Origin of the sequence: Pseudomonas sp. SK3(2021), from assembly GCF_016772375.1 — a bacterium.
GTDB lineage: Bacteria > Pseudomonadota > Gammaproteobacteria > Pseudomonadales > Pseudomonadaceae > Aquipseudomonas > Aquipseudomonas chlororaphis_I.
This window is the reverse complement of record NZ_CP061943.1, coordinates 3,859,630-3,878,496: the sequence shown is the minus strand read 5'-3', so window position 1 is coordinate 3,878,496 and position 18,867 is coordinate 3,859,630. Positions and strand designations below refer to the sequence as shown.

At 56.3% G+C, this 18,867-nt stretch carries 24 protein-coding genes; 17 read left to right on the top strand and 7 right to left on the bottom strand.

Annotated features, from left to right (window positions below; translation table 11 throughout):
- Positions 1-17: 17 nt before the first annotated feature.
- The 8 genes from IF690_RS17170 (at position 18) to IF690_RS17135 (ending at position 8,316) form a co-directional block, all read left to right on the top strand.
- Positions 18-866: a VOC family protein gene (locus IF690_RS17170; protein WP_202696625.1), complete on the top strand. Its 849-nt coding sequence runs from the start codon at positions 18-20 to the stop codon at positions 864-866.
- Positions 863-2,023 (top strand): FAD-dependent monooxygenase, encoded by a 1,161-nt coding sequence (locus IF690_RS17165; RefSeq protein WP_202696624.1) that lies wholly within the window; start codon positions 863-865, stop codon positions 2,021-2,023. The genes IF690_RS17170 and IF690_RS17165 overlap by 4 nt, the downstream gene beginning before the upstream one ends.
- Complete coding sequence (locus IF690_RS17160; RefSeq protein WP_202696623.1) at positions 2,020-2,481, top strand: acyl-CoA thioesterase; 462 nt, start codon at positions 2,020-2,022, stop codon at positions 2,479-2,481. Before IF690_RS17165 ends, IF690_RS17160 begins: the two co-directional genes overlap by 4 nt.
- A complete protein-coding gene (locus IF690_RS17155) occupies positions 2,474-3,658 on the top strand; it encodes an acetyl-CoA C-acyltransferase (RefSeq protein WP_202696622.1) in 1,185 nt (394 codons plus the stop codon). The genes IF690_RS17160 and IF690_RS17155 overlap by 8 nt, the downstream gene beginning before the upstream one ends.
- 107 nt (positions 3,659-3,765) lie before the next feature.
- A complete protein-coding gene (locus IF690_RS17150; RefSeq protein WP_202696621.1) occupies positions 3,766-4,698 on the top strand; it encodes an SMP-30/gluconolactonase/LRE family protein in 933 nt (310 codons plus the stop codon).
- Positions 4,699-4,866: 168 nt separating this feature from the next.
- Positions 4,867-5,799 carry an SMP-30/gluconolactonase/LRE family protein gene (locus tag IF690_RS17145; RefSeq protein WP_202696620.1) on the top strand — a complete coding sequence of 311 codons (933 nt, stop codon included), beginning with the start codon at positions 4,867-4,869 and terminating at the stop codon, positions 5,797-5,799.
- A gap of 268 nt (positions 5,800-6,067) precedes the next feature.
- The gene (locus tag IF690_RS17140) at positions 6,068-7,000 is read left to right on the top strand and encodes an SMP-30/gluconolactonase/LRE family protein (RefSeq protein WP_202696619.1); all 933 of its coding nucleotides are present in this window, start codon (positions 6,068-6,070) and stop codon (positions 6,998-7,000) included.
- Positions 7,001-7,161: 161 nt separating this feature from the next.
- A complete protein-coding gene (locus tag IF690_RS17135) occupies positions 7,162-8,316 on the top strand; it encodes an OmpP1/FadL family transporter (protein WP_202696618.1) in 1,155 nt (384 codons plus the stop codon).
- 304 nt (positions 8,317-8,620) lie between these two features.
- Here the strand turns inward: IF690_RS17135 and IF690_RS17130 are convergent, their stop codons facing one another.
- A complete protein-coding gene (locus tag IF690_RS17130) occupies positions 8,621-9,541 on the bottom strand; it encodes a LysR family transcriptional regulator (RefSeq protein ID WP_202696617.1) in 921 nt (306 codons plus the stop codon).
- 21 nt (positions 9,542-9,562) lie between these two features.
- Positions 9,563-10,315 carry a maleate cis-trans isomerase family protein gene (locus tag IF690_RS17125; protein WP_286673824.1) on the bottom strand — a complete coding sequence of 251 codons (753 nt, stop codon included), beginning with the start codon at positions 10,313-10,315 and terminating at the stop codon, positions 9,563-9,565.
- A 906-nt stretch (positions 10,316-11,221) separates the two neighbouring features.
- Here IF690_RS17125 and IF690_RS17120 point away from each other — a divergent pair.
- Entirely contained in the window at positions 11,222-11,452 is a 231-nt protein-coding gene (locus tag IF690_RS17120; protein WP_202696616.1) for a hypothetical protein, read from the top strand.
- 95 nt (positions 11,453-11,547) lie between these two features.
- Entirely contained in the window at positions 11,548-11,697 is a 150-nt protein-coding gene (locus IF690_RS17115; RefSeq protein ID WP_007921689.1) for a hypothetical protein, read from the top strand.
- A 314-nt stretch (positions 11,698-12,011) separates the two neighbouring features.
- Here IF690_RS17115 and IF690_RS17110 read toward each other — a convergent pair whose 3' ends face one another.
- Positions 12,012-12,404: a hypothetical protein gene (locus IF690_RS17110; protein ID WP_202696615.1), complete on the bottom strand. Its 393-nt coding sequence runs from the start codon at positions 12,402-12,404 to the stop codon at positions 12,012-12,014.
- 262 nt (positions 12,405-12,666) lie between these two features.
- Between IF690_RS17110 and IF690_RS17105 the strand changes: the two genes are divergently transcribed.
- Complete coding sequence (locus tag IF690_RS17105; RefSeq protein WP_202696614.1) at positions 12,667-12,864, top strand: hypothetical protein; 198 nt, start codon at positions 12,667-12,669, stop codon at positions 12,862-12,864.
- Positions 12,865-12,933: 69 nt separating this feature from the next.
- On the top strand, positions 12,934-13,320 hold the full coding sequence (locus IF690_RS17100) for a YfeK family protein (RefSeq protein ID WP_202696613.1): 387 nt from the start codon (positions 12,934-12,936) through the stop codon (positions 13,318-13,320).
- 158 nt (positions 13,321-13,478) lie between these two features.
- Here the strand turns inward: IF690_RS17100 and IF690_RS17095 are convergent, their stop codons facing one another.
- Positions 13,479-13,808: a hypothetical protein gene (locus IF690_RS17095; protein WP_202696612.1), complete on the bottom strand. Its 330-nt coding sequence runs from the start codon at positions 13,806-13,808 to the stop codon at positions 13,479-13,481.
- 345 nt (positions 13,809-14,153) lie between these two features.
- Here IF690_RS17095 and IF690_RS17090 point away from each other — a divergent pair, with 345 nt between their 5' ends.
- Positions 14,154-14,561, top strand: coding sequence for a hypothetical protein (locus tag IF690_RS17090; protein WP_202696611.1), 408 nt, complete (start codon positions 14,154-14,156; stop codon positions 14,559-14,561).
- Between the two features lie 477 nt (positions 14,562-15,038).
- Here the strand turns inward: IF690_RS17090 and IF690_RS17085 are convergent, their stop codons facing one another.
- The gene (locus tag IF690_RS17085; RefSeq protein WP_202696610.1) at positions 15,039-15,512 is read right to left on the bottom strand and encodes a hypothetical protein; all 474 of its coding nucleotides are present in this window, start codon (positions 15,510-15,512) and stop codon (positions 15,039-15,041) included.
- 115 nt (positions 15,513-15,627) lie between these two features.
- Here IF690_RS17085 and IF690_RS17080 point away from each other — a divergent pair, with 115 nt between their 5' ends.
- Positions 15,628-16,068 carry an anti-virulence regulator CigR family protein gene (locus tag IF690_RS17080; RefSeq protein WP_202696609.1) on the top strand — a complete coding sequence of 147 codons (441 nt, stop codon included), beginning with the start codon at positions 15,628-15,630 and terminating at the stop codon, positions 16,066-16,068.
- Positions 16,069-16,457: 389 nt separating this feature from the next.
- Complete coding sequence (locus IF690_RS29040) at positions 16,458-16,604, top strand: hypothetical protein (RefSeq protein ID WP_252189490.1); 147 nt, start codon at positions 16,458-16,460, stop codon at positions 16,602-16,604.
- Between the two features lie 480 nt (positions 16,605-17,084).
- On the opposite strand, the gene osmE is transcribed toward IF690_RS29040, so the two are convergent.
- The gene (gene osmE / locus IF690_RS17070; protein ID WP_202696608.1) at positions 17,085-17,444 is read right to left on the bottom strand and encodes an osmotically-inducible lipoprotein OsmE; all 360 of its coding nucleotides are present in this window, start codon (positions 17,442-17,444) and stop codon (positions 17,085-17,087) included.
- A 402-nt stretch (positions 17,445-17,846) separates the two neighbouring features.
- Between osmE and IF690_RS29035 the strand changes: the two genes are divergently transcribed.
- Complete coding sequence (locus IF690_RS29035; RefSeq protein ID WP_007921703.1) at positions 17,847-18,050, top strand: DUF6021 family protein; 204 nt, start codon at positions 17,847-17,849, stop codon at positions 18,048-18,050.
- 114 nt (positions 18,051-18,164) lie between these two features.
- Entirely contained in the window at positions 18,165-18,365 is a 201-nt protein-coding gene (locus tag IF690_RS17065; RefSeq protein WP_202696607.1) for a DUF2188 domain-containing protein, read from the top strand.
- A 63-nt stretch (positions 18,366-18,428) separates the two neighbouring features.
- Here IF690_RS17065 and IF690_RS17060 read toward each other — a convergent pair whose 3' ends face one another.
- Positions 18,429-18,755, bottom strand: a complete 327-nt coding sequence (locus IF690_RS17060; protein ID WP_202696606.1) for an isochorismate lyase — start codon at positions 18,753-18,755, stop codon at positions 18,429-18,431.
- Positions 18,756-18,867: the final 112 nt, after the last annotated feature.

Sequence of the window (18,867 nt, the reverse complement as noted above, 5' to 3'; positions counted from 1 at the left end):
TCAGAGGAGTAGTTCACATGACTGTAAAACAGCCCGTACTCAAAGGTGTTCACCATAGCGCCAGGCCAACCTGGAAGCTGCGTGAGACGGTGGAATTCTATCGGGACAAGCTGGGCCTGCCTCTGGTACATGCCATCTCGGCACGTGCCTGGGGGCCCGCCAATCATCCGGATTTCCTGCACTTCTTTTTCGACAGCGGCAATCACAGCACCATCGCGTTTTTCTACTACATCAACACCGAACAGCCCGACTTCACCCAGCCGGTAAACGACTACCGCTACGAGGCAACCCATACGGCTTGGCGTGTGGAAACTCGCGAGGAATTGCTTGAATGGCGTGATCGCCTTGAAAGCCAGGGCATCCCGCTGATCTTTCAGATTCGTCACGAGTTGATCGAGTCGATCTATTTCAATGACCCGAACGGTTACTACCTGGAAATCACCATTCAGGAACGACCGATGAACGCGCTTGATGCGGAAGATGCAACCCGCACCCTCGAAGCGGCTATGGCGATGGAAGATGTGGACCTTTCGGGTGGTACATCTTTCACCCAAATCGATCAGGTATGGCTCGACAAGGCGCGTGGTATTGCCCCGGACAATATGGACGAAGTCGTGCTATTCGTTCTCGATGCTCCTGAGTTTCAACCTCTGGTGGGCGCTGCCGAGCAGACACCGGAGTACCGCCTCGAGAATTTGAACAACGGCTATTGGAAGATCACCGCCAAAGATGCACTGGTGTTTGAACGCAAGAAGTTGGGTTTTGTCCCAGCGTTGTGGAACGCCGCGTTGACCGGTGGCTTCGTCGGCGAGGTCACCGAGTTTGATCGCTATCGGCTGCAGATCAGCCGGGGGGCGCAGCAATGAAAGTAGCGATCGTGGGTGGCGGTCCTTCAGGCCTTTACCTGGCTTTGTTGCTCAAACGTAGTGAGCCGCGATGGGATGTAGAGGTTATCGAGCAGAACCCCGAAGATGCAACGTTCGGCTTCGGCGTCGTGCTGGCGGACACGGGCCTGCAACAGCTGCGCGAGGCGGATGCCGGTTCTTATCAAGCACTTTGCGAGGCCACCAAGCAGCACCAGCATCAGATCATCGTGCAGGCAGAAACGCCGATCGGTTTTCGCTTGCCGGTCAAAGGCGGTGCAATTCCTCGACTCACGCTGTTGCAGATACTTGAGCAGCATGCAGAGCAGGTTGGCGTGGTAGTGCATTATCGCGAACGCATCGACAGCGTTGAGGATCTGGCCCGAGTGGGGCTGCAGGATGCCGACGTCGTGGTAGGCGCCGATGGGATCAACTCGGTGATCCGTCGAGAGTTCGAGCAGGATTTCGGGACCACGAGCAGCACATTGGGCAATCATTTTGCCTGGTACGGTACGAAAAAAGTCTTCGAGTCTTCGGCACTGGTGTTTCGAAAGTACGAAGATAGCCACTTCGTTGCGCATTACTACGCCTACAGCGATGAAATGAGCACGTTTGTCGCCGAGTGTGACGATGCAACCTGGAACCGCCTGAAGCTTGGCAGTCTGAGTGAAGAGCAGCGTCAGGCACTGATGGAGAGAATCTTCGCCCCCGAGCTCGAGGGTGCGCCGTTGATCAGCGGCAACGCTCGGGTCGTCTGGCGCCAGTTCCCTGTTATTCGTAACGCTCACTGGACCCATGGGCGATATGTACTGGTAGGCGATGCATTGGCCAGTGCGCATTTCTCCATTGGCTCGGGCACTCGAATTGCGATGAACGATTCCATTGCATTGGCCAACGCTCTTCTGGCGAGTAACGGCGATGCTCTGGCAGGGCTTGCCGCCTACGAAAGTACGCACCGACCCAGCAAGCAGAAGCTTATCAGCGCCTCCGAGCGTTCCTACCTCTGGTACGAGCGTATGGGGCAGTGGATGGATAATTACTCGCCTGAGGAATTCGTCTATCAGTTCATGACTCGCACTGGGCGGGTGAATGACGAGCGTCTGCGCGAGCAGTATCCCGAGCTCATGGTTCGCCTGGGGCGGACGGGAAGTGCGCAATGAACGAGAGCATCGAGTTCGTCGTCGCCCAACAACCGTTCACGGTACGGCGCACAGTGCGTTGGGTTGACTGTGATCCGGCCGGAGTTACTTACACCGGCCGCTTCACCGATTACCTGATTGGCGCAGTGATGCATTTCTATGGACGCATAGGCTGGGGGCCCGAAGCAAAACGCGAGGGCCAAGGCGGTCTGGCCTGCAAGCACATGTCTTTGACGTTTCACAAGAGTCTGCCCCCGGGCTCCATAGTGAACATTTGTATAGAAGTCGGAGAGATCCGCGAAAGGACCTTCGACCTGCACGCGGACGCATTCTTGCCTGATGGTCAAATAGCGTTCGAGGGCGTTTTTTCACCCATCTGCGTAGCGCCTCAGGAAATGCGTAGCTTGCCGCTACCCCAGGCATTGCGCGAGGTCCTGCTGGAACACCAGAGGGCAGTGACAGGAGGCGATCATGCGTGAAGCGATTATTGTTTCCACCGCGCGGACGCCTATTGGCAAGGCGACAAGAGGCTCACTCAACAACATAAAGTCGCCGACGTTGTTGGGGCACGCCCTGCGTCACGCGGTGGAGCGGGCGGGTATCGATCCGGCACTAATAGAAGATGTGGTGATCGGTACTGTTCTGGCCGCGGGCACTGCCGGATCGAATCTGGCCCGTAACGCCGCGTTCGCTGCGGGGCTGCCGCTCTCGGTAAGCGGGATGACGCTCGACCGCCAGTGCTCATCAGGGCTCATGGCGATCGCAACGGCAGCCAGGCAAATTGTCCACGATGGCATGCAGGTCGTTGCGGCGGGAGGGCAGGAAAACATCTCTGCCGTGCAGCAACAGTACTTCCGATGGGTCGCTGACGAACAGGACCCAGCGGTCTTGCAAGCGGTGCCTCATGCCTACATGCCCATGCTGCAAACGGCTGAATACGTGGCGCTCAAGTACGGTATTTCCCGTGAGGCGCAGGACCAATATGCCTTCACTTCGCAGCAGCGTACGGCCTTCGCTCAGGCGCAGGGTCGTATGCGCGAAGAGGTAGTGCCGATCAGTGCGTTGCAACGCATCGTCGACAAGGAGTCAGGGGCTTCCTACGTGCAGGCGGTTTTGCTGGAGCGAGATGAAGGCAACCGGCCTGATACCACGCTCGACAGTCTCGCGCGTCTTGCTCCGGTAATCGCCGGTGGCAGCGTCACGGCGGGCAATGCCAGTCAATTGTCGGATGGCGCCAGTGCCTGTGTGCTGATGGACGGCGTCAGTGCAGGGCAACGAGGCGTGACTCCCCTAGGGATTTTTCGAGGCATGGCGGTGGCCGGCCTTGCCCCGGAGGAGATGGGCATCGGCCCTCTTTTCGCTATCCCCCGGCTGCTCAAGCAACACGGGTTGCGAGTGCAGGACATCGATCTCTGGGAGCTTAACGAGGCATTCGCCTGCCAGGCCCTCTATTGCCAGCAACGGCTGGGCATTGATCCTGACATCTGCAACGTGAACGGTGGGGCCATTTCCATCGGGCACCCTTATGGCATGACGGGTGCGCGCCAGGTTGGACATCTGTTGATGGAAGGCAAGCGGCGAAAGGCGCGGTATGCCGTGGTGTCGATGTGCGTCGGCGGTGGGATGGGGGCTGCCGGACTGCTCGAAATCGTCTGACCTGTCGAGGTGGTGAGTTGTTTCAAAGCGGATTTTTGCGTGTGTGAAGGACACCTTTAAGCGGGTGAACCTGAAAACAATCTCTAACTACAAAGGTTGTATGTGTCATGGCCTCACAACAAAAAGAATACAAAGTGGAAACGCTGGCCAATGGTCTGTTCCACGGCAAAAGCACTCGTTGGAGAGCGGGTAAGTTGTACGTCTCCGACATGATTGGCAAGAGGGTCTACGCCATCGACGCGGCGGGTAACAAGACCGTTATAGCCGAGCAGCCGCACAAGCCCAATGGCATGGGGTTCCTGCCCAATGGCGACCTCATTCTCAGTTCGATGCACGAGAACAAACTGTATCGCTACCTGCCCGACGCGCCTGTTGGCAACAACCTTGAGCTGTATGCAGATCTTTCCAATCTGTTCACCGGTTACATCGGTGACATGGTGATCGATGACAACGGACGCATCTACGTCGACGATGTTGGCGCTCGTGTCTTCGAAGGCGAGGGGCTGAAACCCGGCCGCATCGTGGTCGTAGAGCCCGATCGTAGGATTTCGGTGGGGCTTGAAGATTGCCACTTCCCGAACGGCATCGCGATCACTCCGGACAAGAAGCGAATCGTGTTCGCCGAGACCTTCATTGAGCAACTCTCGACGGTCGACATCGTTGATGGGCAATTGGTGAATCGTCGGGTCTTGCTGGACATGACCAAAGTCTTCGCCAGCGAAGAGGAACGTGCACAAAAACGTGGTTGTGTGGAAGGCATCACCATCGACGCCGAAGGAGGCATCTGGCTGAGCGTTCTGCATGCTGAGCAGTACATGCGTATCGATAGCGAAGGAAATGTCACGGACCGCATTCATGTTCCAGGCCACAAAGTGGTGGCCTGCACCCTGGGCGGTGAGGACGGTAAAACCCTGTTCATGTCCGCCAGCAAGATCAAGGGCAATCACAAGAACATTTTCGAGGCCTTGGTCGCCCGGGATATCGAAGCCACGATCTTTACCACTCGCGTTGCGGTGGGCCGTGATGACGAGAACCCATAAACCACAGTTAATGCCGGTGCGTGTCATGTCATTCATCTAATGATCGAAATCCTCTGACCTGTAGGTCGTTGGATCGCTTCAATGTGGAATTTTGCGTGCATGAAAGACGCTATGCACATGCATGGCGAACCTGAAAGCAACCTCTAACAACAAAAGGTGGTATGCGACATGTCCTCACAACAAAAAGAATACAAAGTGGAAAAGCTGGCCAGCGGTTTTTTCTTCGGTGAAGGCACTCGCTGGAGAGGAGGTAAGTTGTACGTCTCCGACATGCTCGGCAAGAAGGTCTACACCATCGACGCGGCGGGCAACAAGACCGTAATCGCCGAGCAGCCGCATAAACCCAATGGCATGGGTTTCCTGCCCAATGGCGACCTCATTCTCAGTTCGATGCACGAGACCAAACTGTATCGCTACCTGCCCGACGCGCCTGTTGGCAATAACCTTGAGTTGTACGCAGACCTTTCCAGCCTGTTCACCGGCTACATCGGTGACATGGTGATCGATGACAACGGACGCATCTACGTCGACGACGTCGGCGCTCGTGTCTTCGACGGTGAGGCGTTGAAACCCGGCCGTATCGTGGTCGTAGAGCCTGATCGTACGATTTCGGTGGGGCTTGAGGACTGCCACTTTCCGAACGGCATCGTGATCACGCCGGACAAGAAGCGAATCGTGTTCGCCGAGACCTTCATCGAGCAGCTTACGACGGTCGATATTGTCGACGGAAAGCTGGTGAACCGTCGGGTCTTCCTGGACATGACCAAAATTTTCGCCAGTGAAGAGGATCGTGCCCAAAAACGTGGTTGCGTGGACGGCATTGCCATAGACGCCGAGGGAGGTATCTGGGTGAGCGCTTTGCGTTCTGGACAGTACGTGCGCGTCGATAGTGAAGGGAACGTCACGGACCGCGTTCATGTTCCGGGCCATGAAGTGGTGGCCTGCACCCTGGGCGGTGAGGACGGTAAAACTCTGTTCATGTCTGTCACCAAGCTCAAGGGCAATCACAAGAACATTTTCGAGGCCATGGTCGCCCTGGATGTTGAAACCACGATCTTTACCACTCGCGTTGCAGTGGGCCGTGGCGAAGGGCGTCCATAAACGTCCGTGTTTGCCCTTGCGAACTGCTTGCGCTAACTCCGGTGCGCCTCAGTTCGGACACCTGATGATAGAAGGCCATCCGCGAAAGACGCGGCATGCCGTGGTATCGATGCGTGTCGGTGGCGAAGGGGCAACAGGGGCTGGTCAAAATCGTCTGACCTGCAGGGTCGTTGGATCGCTTCAATGCGGGGTTGTGCGTGCATGAAAGACGGCGTGGACCTGCATGATGAGCCTGAAAAATCTCTAACAACAATGGGTGGTATGCGACATGTCCTCACAACAAAAAGAATACAAAGTGGAAAAGTTGGCCAGTGGTCTGTTTTACGGTGAAGGCACACACTGGAGAGCGGGCAAGTTGTACATCTCCGACATGATTGGTAAGAAGGTCTACACCATCGACGCGGCGGGTAACAAGACCGTTATAGCCGAGCAACCGCACAAGCCCAATGGCATGGGTTTCCTGCCCAATGGCGACCTCATTCTCAGTTCGATGCACGAGAACAAACTGTATCGCTACCTGCCCGACGCGCCTGTTGGCAACAACCTTGAGCTGTATGCAGATCTTTCCAGTCTGTTCACCGGTTACATCGGTGACATGGTGATCGATGACAACGGACGCATCTACGTCGACGACGTTGGCGCTCGTGTCTTCGAAGGCGAGGGGCTGAAACCCGGCCGCATCGTGGTCGTAGAGCCCGATCGTAGGATTTCGGTGGGGCTTGAAGATTGCCACTTCCCGAACGGCATCGCGATCACTCCGGACAAGAAGCGAATCGTGTTCGCCGAGACCTTCATTGAGCAACTCTCGACGGTCGACATCGTTGATGGGCAATTGGTGAATCGTCGGGTCTTGCTGGACATGACCAAAGTCTTCGCCAGCGAAGAGGACCGTGCCAACAAAAATGGTTGCCTGGACGGCATCACCATCGACGCCGAGGGAGGCATCTGGTTGAGCGTACTGCATGCTGGACAGTACGTGCGTATCGATAGTGAAGGAAACGTCACGGACCGCGTCCATATTCCGGGCCATAAAGTGGTGGCCTGCACCTTGGGCGGTGAGGACGGTAAAACTCTGTTCATGTCCGCCAGCAAGATCAAGGGCAATCACAAGAACATTTTCGAGGCCTTGGTCGCCCGGGACATCGAAACCACGATCTTCACCACTCGCGTTGCAGTGGGCCGCGGCGACGGGCACCCATAAACCACGGTGTTTGCCAGGGGCAGCGTTCCGAACTACCCCGTTCTAAAGCCTTAAATCGTGTCCAACGGCGCCCGCGCTCAAGCAGGTGTTGCGGGCTCGGCTTGTTCGACGCAAGGCCGTGGACACTGACCTGTTTAAAATAAATATAAGGAATCAGGGTCATGAAAAAGTTGTTTGGGCTCGTGCTTGCGGGTGCGTTGGTTCTATCGGCCAGGGTTGAGGCTTCCAATGGTAATCAGTACGCAGGTTATGGCGCTCAGGCCATGGGTATGGGGGGAGCGTCCATTGCCAACCCCACTGATTCGACGGTCGCTATCAATAATCCTGCCGGCATGGGTGCAGTTGGAACACGAGTCGACGGCAGCCTGATGGCGACGGCTGGGCAATTGCGCTCCAATGTGCACGGCTCGAAAAACAGTGACGATGTGTTGTTGTTCCTCCCCGGCTTCGGGGTGAATTATCAATACCTTCCAGACGTCACACTCGGGCTTGCAGTCTCCGGTTATGGCGCCGGGGTCGATTACGGAAAGCCTATTCCGGCCTTTGGTACATCGAACGTCAAATCAACGCTGGCTCAGATGCTGATCTCTCCGACAGCCACCTATGAGTTTGCGCCAGGTCACTACTTTGGGCTTTCGGTCAAGCTCGGTTATGAAAGCTTGATGCTGCATGGCCTGGAGAACTTTGGCGCGACCAATGACACGGGTCATGCATTCGGAGTGGGTGTGGGAGTCGGCTATCTGGGCACCATCGCGCCAGGACTCAGGTTAGGCGTTACCTACTCATCCCCCGTATGGTTCCAGAAAATGGAGGCGCACGAAGACATCATCCCCGACGGGCGTTTGAACGCGCCGCAACAGGCGGGTGCAGGACTGGCCTATGACATGGGTGACTGGACATTTGCCTTTGACTACGTCTGGATCAATTGGGCCAGCCAAAAGACGTTCTCCAACTCCCTGACGCAGGGTGGGGCGCCGGGTGCCGGTAATGGCCCGGGGTTTGGCTGGCGGGACCAGAATATTTTCAGGTTCGGGGTGAATTACAAAGTCAACGAGCGCCTGCAGGTTCGTACCGGTTTGTCTCTGGCCAACCACCAGGTGCCTGATGGAGAAGCGACGCTGATTGCCGTGGCACCCTGCAACCAACCCAAAAGCGCCCATCTGGGCCTGACGTACAAGGTCAATGATGAAATTGAGGTAACCGGGTCCTATATGTATGACTTCCGCCACATCACCAAAGGGACAGGGGCCAGCAAGGGAACCGAGGCCGGCGGGGAGTTGCACATGCTGGCTTTGGGGGTCGGGTATAAGTTCTGAGGTGTCGCCCGGCAATAATCGGTCGGCCCGACTATTCGTTTGCTCAAGTCGGAAATCACCATTCAATTTGCCCAGGGGAGGGCAGGACAATGTTTTCTCCCCTTGATCCATACTTACAGTCTTTATGAATTGTCGGGCGCATCGCTCGAGGCTTGAGAGTAGTCGCCGCCATGGTTTCGCGTCTGAGATGCAGGCTTTAAGCAAGGGAGGAAGGTAGGCGGCCGCCCACACGGGTGCGAAAAGCTTCCGCCGCTCACGGCGCCTGACGTGCTCTGAGTGATCGTCAGGTGCCAACGTGGGAAATTCATTGCCCTTCGAGCAAGTGTTCCAGGAACAATCTGCTAGCGACCGACAACGCGTCTCGGGACCTCACACACACGCTGAGTTCGCGGGAGGCCCACGTCTCATCCAGATTGATCACCTTCGCCCCATCCATTTTGTAAACCTCCGCACTCCCAGCAGGCATGATGCCAATGCCTAACCCGGCCTGAACCATCAGGCACAGTGCATCGTAACTGGAGACTTCCATGCGTATTTTTAGCGAGCGGCCCAAGTCGTTGGCAGCTTTGATCAGTTGAAAATTGAGATGGGTGCCGCTGCGCAAAGCGATGTATTCGTGCTCAAGGGTCTCGCTGAACCTGACAGATAGGTGCTCGGCCAGTGGATTGCCATAGGGCACCAGCAAGACCAGCCTATCCGTGCGAAAGGGGAAAACCTCAATGTCGGCTCCATGGGGCAGGCGCGTGAAGATGCCGATATCGGCCTGGTTTTCCGCCACGTTTTTTGTAACGGCCAGGCTTGGCTTTTCCTCGAGGCTGACGTTGATAAGTGGGTACAGCTCCATGAAGGACTTGATCAAACCGGGCAGGAATTGGGTGATAGCAGAGATGTTTGCCAAAACTTTCACCGAACCACGGCGCCCGTGAGAGTAGTCGCGCATCTGTACGACAATTTCATTGAGGTTATTGAGCACGCTGCGAGCCATGTACAACAGCGACAGGCCGGCGTCGGTCGGGGTAATGCCCTTGTTGGTGCGGTTAAGCAGTTTCGAATCGAGCAGCTCTTCCAACTCGCTGAGCCGCTTGCTGACCGCCGCCGCGGCGATATGTTCGCGCTTGGCGGCGGCCGCAATGGTGCCTTCTTCGACGACGCTGACGAAGAGGCGCAACGAAACCGGATCGAGTTTCATATGAGGTACCGGATGGCTGATCTGAATGGCCAGCATAGTACCTTCAGTTTCATCGGCTCAAAATTCCCCGGACAATAGATGGCCGGCGTTCGATACCCTGGCTTCCAGGCCGAGAGTTTTCAGCATCTGGTACACCGTCGCGACCGATGCCGACAGTACAGGTTTATCGAGACGATCCTGTACCACTTGAATCGCTGGCAGCGAAGGCATTTGCACACAACACGACAGTACCACACCGTCGACCTGGCCGATATTCAGCTTGTCAGCGTGGGCCACCAGATTCATCGGATCCAGACGACCTACCTCAAGGTTGTCGGACACCTCAAGGCTGATGGAGTCGACCACTTCGATGCCGGCGGCCTCGATGTAGTCGATGACCTGCTGGGTAAGCGATTTCATGTACGGCGTAATGATCGAGATTTTCTTATAGTGGAGCATGTTCAGGCTGTCGATCAGCGCGCCGGCGGAGCTGAGTACCGAAGCGTTCGACCGGTTAGCAGCAATGGTTTTGCTCAGGCGTTCTTGAGAGACTTTGTGATAGCCAGGGCCCTGACACATGATCGCCACCAGGCACGCATAGGCCATGACATCAACCCTTGCATCGCTCAGTTCCAGCGCGCACCGATCGCTATCGATGTCCATTTTTTTTAGCTCCTCTGGGCTGACATGCATCATGCGCATACGCGAAGAGTGGAAGGTGAAGCGCTCTTCTGGAAATAGTGAGAAACGCGAGGTGAGCATCGCCGGGACCTCGGTTTCCATTGTTGTGTTCGAGCTGGGTACGATTTGGCCGATTCGAAAGTTTTTCATGGGGCGCTCTCTGAAGTGTGATGTTTAGTTGTCGCTGGCGGTGTTGACTTAGAAAACGGAGGCTAGGGAAATGGAGGCGGTGAAGCCGATGAGCAGGATCAGGATTGGTACTAGCTTGATCTTGGCGATACCTCCGACACCCTAAAATGAAGCAAAAAACTGACGCGGGTGTTCGAGAGCAACTCTGAGTACCAGGCGCCGTAGCCGCTGAAACAACTGGTGAAGAGGTCCAGCTGCACTGCTGTGACCCGATAGAGATGACGCTCTGGGTGCTCAATACGAGTTTGTCATCCGTAAGTGGCATCAGAGTCGCGGAGTAGCCGAGCACCAGCAACGATGATCGCTATGCAGGCTGAGAAAACAGCAAGCGACGACTGATGTTTCGGCTTGGTAGCCATAAGCTAAGTAACCAACATTAGTGTCAACGCCGATGAAGATGGCAGTTATGTCTTCATGGTTATACCTCATAGGTCTTACATTACTTTTTAGAGGCTTGTGTGCCAGCGAAAGTGGTCTGCGTGCGAATGCTTTTATGCTATCGATTTTATGAACTGGGAAAGGCTGCGTATATCAAGCATTTACGAGCTTGCCATCGCGTATCGTGATGGCAGTGAGGCGGTACGAGTCGGCGTCAGAGGAGGGATGCGGAACTGGTTGGATATTTGGATAGTGGCGGGATGGTGCTGGCTTTTTGAAATTTTGTCGGCGCTTGCTTAAAAATTTTCTCTGAATGACTGCTTTTGGCCGATTCTGTTGAAAAAGTCGATTCACCCAAACTATCCGCATATTGACCGGTGAAATCGCATTTTTTGCACGCTATTACGTGAAGACGTTCGCCAATGACCCGTAACGTCATAGTGCGATGGTCCAGGTGAGCGCGTTGCTGCGTCCAAAGTTGACATTCGTTTGGACAATTCCGAAATGCTTGATGTGCATCCGGTTATCGCTGAATTGCCTTCAGCCACTGCGCTCCTCGCTCTTCATCGATCGATAAAGAAGAGTCGAGCCACCAAGGGGCGATGGTTCAAGGCCTGCGATCCGGTCCAGATTTGCTCTTTTGTCATGGGGTATTTCCACCCAAGCACCGGCAGTCAGCTGCTGGCTGATGCGCATTCGCCATTAGCACAACTGCCCTAATCGTCTGCTGCTGAGGCCAGGCATATAGTGCGGATGACCATCCTCATGGGGATGGCTCTCACAAGAAAGTGCCGACTCGAAAAAGGAGATTCACCATGTCATTCAAGAAAATCGTATACGCCAGCGCAGTGGTCCTGGCCCTCACCGCCTCGAACGCCCATGCATTCGCCAGAGACTGTAACGACTCGCTGTGGAAGTTCAGCGGCATCGAAGCACTGACCTGCATCTTCTCGGGCCAATGGTAATTCGCCATTTCCTGGGTTGAAGCTGTCCCAACGACAAGGCTGACTGTGAAGTGCTAATCCGGTCAGCCTTGTTGCTTTTCCATTCGTGCGCACATTGTGTTGCTCTCAATCCTCCATCCAGATTTTGTCGATGCTTGCCGATTGCGGAGAAGGTTGAAAAGAGAGGGAGCTGCTGGCTGGTAAAACGCAGCAACCTGCAAGGCATTCTGGATGCTTGATTTTCGATATGACGGTCAATGATTACTGTGAACTGGGTGACACCACCGTTCTACTTTCACCCCGCCAGGACCTACCACATCCTGCAATGTCGGGCGTCAAGTCTCGGTTTTGTCGCGTTTGTCAGGCGGGTTTTTTCTGTTGAAGCGCGCCGAGATGTCCTGGTAGGTCTCGTTATCGGTTGCAGCAAGCAGTGTCTGGCCATCCTTTAAGGTGGCCAGAAATGTCACCTCGGTATTGTGGCCTGCCAGAAGATAGCCGGCGACGGCTCCCACGGGTCCAAGAAACATGGCGCCAACGACTCCAAGGCCTATGGCGCTCTTTATGTTTTTGTTCGAGTCGGTATTTTCGACGGTGAGGTCCTTGAACTCGGAAACGAGAAAGCTTTTCCCTATTAGCGGCTTATTAGGGGTTTTGAGCGTGATGGTTCCGCGCAGATACTCCGCGTCACCCTGGGGGAAGTCACCGGCTAGTACTATGATCTTTGCCATCTGGAAAGGCCCCAGGCGATCATTTTTAGGGGGCCATTGCGCGCCTTAAGGGATAGGGCGTCAACGCTGCGACGACGACTGGCGGCACCATTGGTCTATGACAGGGCGAAGGTGCTGCCAGGCCTGAGGTATCGACAAGGCAGAGAGTGGATGCCCATGCGCTCAAGCGCTGGCCGGGTGAGTTTGGACGAGTGCGGAACAGGGGATACACTTGCCGCCGCGCCCCTATAGGGCTGGACGGATGAACCAAGGAAGCGCTTCAGTGATTATTATTCAAAACCCTGCACCCAAACTTTCTTATGCGGAACTTGCCAGGATGGTTGAGCAGAAGAGGGCGGTAGAGCAGATCAATCTGCTTGAAGCCAAATTGAACCCAGCCTTCCTGGCCAAACTTGAGGCCGCGATAGAAAGCGCGGATGTGCAACAGAATGTTCAGCCGGTTTTCCCTATCGAAGTTTGACCGACCTGGCGCCGGGCGATGCTCGGCCAGATCCGACAACATTGCTCAGTTTCAAGACAAGGACGAATGATGCGAATTTTTACCGGTGAATGGGCTCGATGGCTGATGGCGGCGGGTATCGGCGCCTTGGCGATAGCAAGTAATGCACAGGCTCAAGCGACGCCCGAGGCAGCCCGGGAGATAAAGGGCTTGTTGGACTTTGTCGAGCGCAGCCAGTGTCAGTTCGTGCGTAACGGCACCGAGTACCCAGCTCCCCAGGCACGGCAGCACCTGGAGAAAAAGCTGAATTACCTCGAGGGCAAGGACATGGTGAGCAGCGCGGAGGACTTTATCGATCTCGCTGCCACTAAAAGCAGCATGAGTGGCAAGGCTTACGAGGTGCGCTGCGCGGCTGGATCGCAACCGGCAAGCCGCTGGTTAAAGGCAGAGCTGCAGAGGCAGCGCCAGCTTCACTAAGTCGTTCTCCCCATTAAAACAAGCCCAGCTCGTTGCTGGGCTTTTTGCTTCTGAAAAACAGAAAAGCGCAGGTCATCGATATTGAGACAGGCAACCGACTGGTCCAGCGGTCAGCCGGTCGCGGCAGGGGCGAGATCAGTCATTCCAGGGTGAATCACTCAGGAGATGACCGGAATATCCTCGATAAACTTGATTCGCTCACCGTTATAGAAGATTTCGATAGCGGTATAGCGCGGCGAGTTGGGAGGCATTACCCGGGTGAACCTGACTTGTGCGCAGCTGAGCTGCTGAATCCATTGCCCGGGCCTTTGCACCAGGTGCAGGTCCAGCAAGAGTATGGTCGGGTTGATACCTTGTGGCGTTCGCATCGTCAGATAGGCTTCGACCCCCGGGTTGGCAACTTCAACGTCTCCAACGACATGAAGTTCGTCCGGTTTGGGTGGCATGGCGTTCAACCAGGCATGCCAGTTCGTGCATTTGGTAGTCATTTTTCCGTTCCTTGAGAAATGAAGCTCGAAGCTTGGGGTACTGCGGTTTCGTATGGCGCTTCGTGTGCCATCGAATCGAATGCCGGCGGCCCGATCCTCTCTATCCATATCCAAGAACGGCGCTGGAGAGGTCGGATGAATACGACCGCAAGTCCATGCTTAAAAGGTGTAGATGAGGAACGGGGTTAGGCTCCGCAGTCTGGACGAGCGGTATTCATTGGTGGTGCCTGAGCGGTCATTTCCCCCTGACTTTTGGCGCATATCGAGCGTGATCTTTATTCGCTTGCGTGCCCTCATAGGCCGTTGAAGCACTGGCATCTTGCCGGGCTCACAAGGAGGTTCCAAGTGATAGCAAAGCTGTTCGTGACGATCGGGATCATCTTCTACGCCGTTGTGGTACCGGTGCTGGAGATCAATGAGACCCATGTTTTCAACCCGGCCTGGGAGCCGCACGCACGGTTGCATGAGGTCTGGCAGCTGTTCACCAATACGACGATCGGTGCATTCAGCCTGTGGCTGGTGTGGTTGAAGGGTAACCTTCGCCTGTCCAGCCTGCTGACGGTGTTCGTCACGGGCGGTTTCTTGCTGGCTTACGGGCTTCGGCAGTCTTACGGCGGATCGATGGTGCTCACCGATGGTTCGGAGAAGTTGATCCTGGGCGTCAACCTGGGGCTCTTTGCCTACACCCTGGCGATCCTGCTGGCGGCGACCGCGGTTGCGATCGATCGGCGCCAACCAAGGGCGCGACTCTGAGCCAGAGCCGTTCTGTAGGAACAAGAAAGCAGAAGCCCGGACATGCCGGGCTTCGTTGGATGGGACCTGTTCAGCGCGATTAGGGCTTGCCTTCACGCCCCGCGTTTTCTACCGACAACCTGTGTCTACGCCTTTGAACCCAGCTCCAGAGTGCGTGCACAGGATGAATGAACATCGCCAGCACGCACAGCAGCAGGACAATGAAGATGGACATCAGACCGAGACCTTCATGGGAAAACATCGTGGGTTACTCCTGTAGTTCACTTTGTCGGTCCTTGAAGGGTAGGTATTCATACGCCTCGCTTCATGAAGGTTACTTAAAGATAATTTCATCTTCGCCCGAGTCATGCAGGCAAAAGATAGCGGTGCAGGGGGGGATACTAAAAAGCCCGGCGCTTGGCCGGGCTTTTCATGCAGGACGATGCTGACCAGCCGGCGGTGTTGAAACCGACTCGGCTGGAGAGCATGAGGCTGGGTCTATCGATCATTCTTGCTCGAGGAGACGCTGGCCTTGCCCAGGCCTTTCGAGTTGTGGTCGCCGGGCGTCGTGTCCGAGATTGCAGTGGCTTTTGACAGCCCGCGGGTATCTTTGGAATGAGCCACTCCGGAAGTGGTCGAACCATGGCCGTTGCTGTCATTACGAATACTGCCGTAATGGTTGCCATTTTCTCCGAGATTGCGAACCGACTTGCCGGCAGGGTCGCTTTTCAGGCCGCCGCTATGGCCCTTGCCGCTGACCCCTCCGGAGTGGCCGCCTGCCTGGCCACCATGACCACCACCATTGCCGCCACTATTGCCACCGCCATGACCCCCGCCGTTACCACCGCCATTTCCGCCACCATGGCCACCACCGTCCTTTGCATAGGCGGATGTCATCGGGAGCAAAGGAGCCGCTGCCAGCATCAGTACGCAGGTCAGGGCAGTCACGAGATTTTTTTTCTTTAAAAGCATGATTGCTTCCATCGATAAGGGGAGGTTTGCATGAACTAAGACGCAATGGGCTGTCTATAGTTCGGGTGTCATGACGAATGGCATCACGGCTGGATTCATGCAGAGGACTGCAGAGATGACGACTCGTTCGGTTGTAGCTGTTTTGGCAAGCGCCGCGTTTTTATTCGGCTCGACTGCCTTGTATGCGGACCCAGGGAACGGCAAGGGCAACCCCCATGGCAATCAGGGTGGACACGGCAAGGGCAACAAATCCCAGGACTACAGACAGGGTGGGCGGTATGACGGACCTCAAGTAGACGTTGGCGGTATTCGCGTGATCATTGGCGACAGTCGCGACTACTGGTCACCCGGGCCGGCCCTGCCACCGGGCATTCAGAAAAACCTGGCCCGAGGCAAACCCCTGCCGCCGGGCATCGCGAAAAAACTGGATGGCCGGATGCTAGGCCGGCTGCCGCACTATGACGGTTATGAATGGCAACAGGCCGGTACTGACTTGATCCTGGTCGCCATTGCCACAGGTATCATCTACGAAGTTCTGCACGACGCTCTGGACTGATTCCAGACCGACCCACAAGCGAAGCCCGGTACACAAGACCGGGCTTTTGCCTGGCACACAACGTCCCGTACTCCCGCCGATATTCCCCCTCCAGCATTCTGCCGTCGGTTCGATTCCGTCCTTCCTGTTTTCCGTTGGCTCCAATACGGATAACCGTCTTGGCGGTGATTTTGCCGAGCATCCTCTTCAGCAACATTCCAGCGCGATCTGATCGTTGAGGGGAGCGTTTCGCAAGTGTCCTAGGGATGCCGATTGGGCGCCAACCAAGACCGGCTCAAGGGCGCGAACAAGGTTCTGGTCTACTTTGATGGCATCACCAGTGATGGTGTGACCTTGATGAATGACTATGAAGAGGCTGGTTTCAACTGCTGGATAGCGAGGGAAACGTCGTGCTTCTGGGCCATGAAGGCCGTGCCGAGCACCCGCTGGCACCGGGTTTCAGGCTGTCCTTCGCGGCACGGTTGGTCAGCACCAACGGCCCGGTGGACGCCGGTCAGTTTTCCTCGTTTGCGGAGTGCGTGATCCTGTATGCCTGACGGCAGGCAAGCGGTTCACACAGGCGTTCAATAATCTCAAGAGGGACCCGGCGGTGATTTTCTACTGGCGTCAACAAGGTGACGAATCGGCCATTGCCTGAAAAAACATGTGGTTATTTAAAGGCTTAGAAAACATCCAGGGTAAAAATAACCTTAAAATATATTGTTACATGTTCTCGGGGACGTTAAGATAGCCTCGCGTTCACCTACCACGGTTTATGCATTTTTAGCCCCAAGTGTCCATCAGCTACTTGGGCTTTTTTTTGCCTGAAATTTGCCTTTGGCCATTCTGCCTGTCGCCCGACGCCACTTTGGCTCCTTCCTCACGAGTTCCAGCAAGGCAAAAAAAAGCCCGCGGGGAGCGGGCCAATAGTTGAAAGAGCAGGGTGAAATCTACCCGCCTGGCGCTCGGCTCACAGTGAAAGAAAATTCATCTGGCCATGGCCACCTGCAACCGCCCTCCATCCAGGCCGACGCCGCTCAGTAACCGCCACCCATGCCCCCCGTGCTGCTGCCTGGTGCCCTGGCTTTTTGCTGGGCGTGGCTCCATTCGGCGCAGGTGAGGAAGCTTTTGTGATCGACTTTGCCGTTGCCGTCGAAGCTGACATTGAACGGTTGTTGATGGCCGGCCTGGGTCAACACATAGTCGAAGCAGGTTCCGAGTTCCACGGTGCGAGGGGTGACGGCCACAGGTTCGCCGCCGATCTGCCGGACTTGTTCCTGGGTCATGCCGGTCTCGACCTTCGCCACCAGCGGCTGATTGCGGTAGACATGAGCGGCACTGGTACAGCCGGCGACGGCTGACAGCAGGGTGGTCGTGACGATAAGCGCTTTATTCATGGCAGGGCTCCCGAGGGTAGGTGTCGTGAAGAGACGCCAGGGTGCATTGGTTGAAGTAAAGCCGAGCGACGAGGGCAGCGAGCGGTATTCGCAAAGGACAGGACGAGGGGATGGCGGATAGACAAAAAGCCCGCATGGGCGGGCTTTTTGCAGAGGGGGAGCTGATCCGTCAGCTGCAGCCAGTGTGCGCTTGCGCTGTGGCCCTAGCAATGACAGGGCGACGAAACGCAAGCCCAGGCGCGGGCTGATAACGCAGCGCCCGAGCAGGCTGCGGCAAACCTTTGAAAACGCCATAAGCGCGACGGAAAAAGACTGTTGGGTTGCCATTCGTCAGCTGTTTTGCACCCCGCATGAGAATGGCCCTCTCATGGGAAGACATTCCATCGTGGTCGGGAGGTATCCATGAGTACGAACAGGCCCACTGGCCCGCGTTCATCCGAGCACGCTTCCGGCAAGGACGAACTGGGCTTCGACCCCGATTCTCCGGATCTGGCTGATCCGCAGGTGGACCCCATAGGTCCGGCGAAAGCGCCCAGGGATAACAGGCCGGAGAAAGAACCCAAGTCCCGGGCGTATGACCCCCTGGGAAACCTGAAGCCCAAATGAAAGACGGGCGGCGTGTTCCCACCTCGTGGCGATGGATGGAACCCATGCCCACACGGACCGGGTGTAAGGTGTTCGCGACAACCTCGGACGATCTCTACCGAAAGGGAGGCGATTATGAGCGTTCCAATGCTGAACAAGATGCACATGAACGGCTATGACGTGGTCAGCGTCAACAGCGGCCCCTGGCGGGTCTGCACCAAGGGTGACCGTCTTGGCTCCTTTGGAACCCGGGAGGAGGCCCTGGCCTACGCGGCCGCCTTGCCGGCCTACAAGGCGAAGGCCAAGAAGGCTACGGAAGGGGCCAATACCCGATAACCCCATGCACGACCCTGCCCGACAGCCTGGCCTGTGCCCGGGCTGTCGGGTGTTCTTTTGCCCTCAGGCCGGCGACTGGGCCTGGGCGGACTTCCAGCCCTTGAGCTCCTCTGCGATGAAGTGCTGCACCAGGTCGCTGTAGAGTTTTTCGATGGCGTCTGCACTCAGGCCCTCGGCCTGGGCCCATTCCCGGCGTTGCAGGAGCATGGCGCGAAAGCGCTCGGGGGCGCGCACGGCGGTTTCCGAGGTCTTGAATTTCGATGCGGCCATGACGTACCGGAAACGTTCGCCCAGCAACTGGATGACAGCCTGGTCGAGGCGATCGATCTCGCGGCGGATATCCTCCATGCCTGTGCATTGTTCGGGGGCTCGCGACTGAATGACGTCCATGTGAATACTCCGGTTGGGAAAGGATCTGCGGTTGTCCGCTGGCGGATTTAATCACGGACAGGCCCGCCCTTGGCATTGCCCGGCAGGCCGCTGCGCCGGCCTCGTGCGGCAA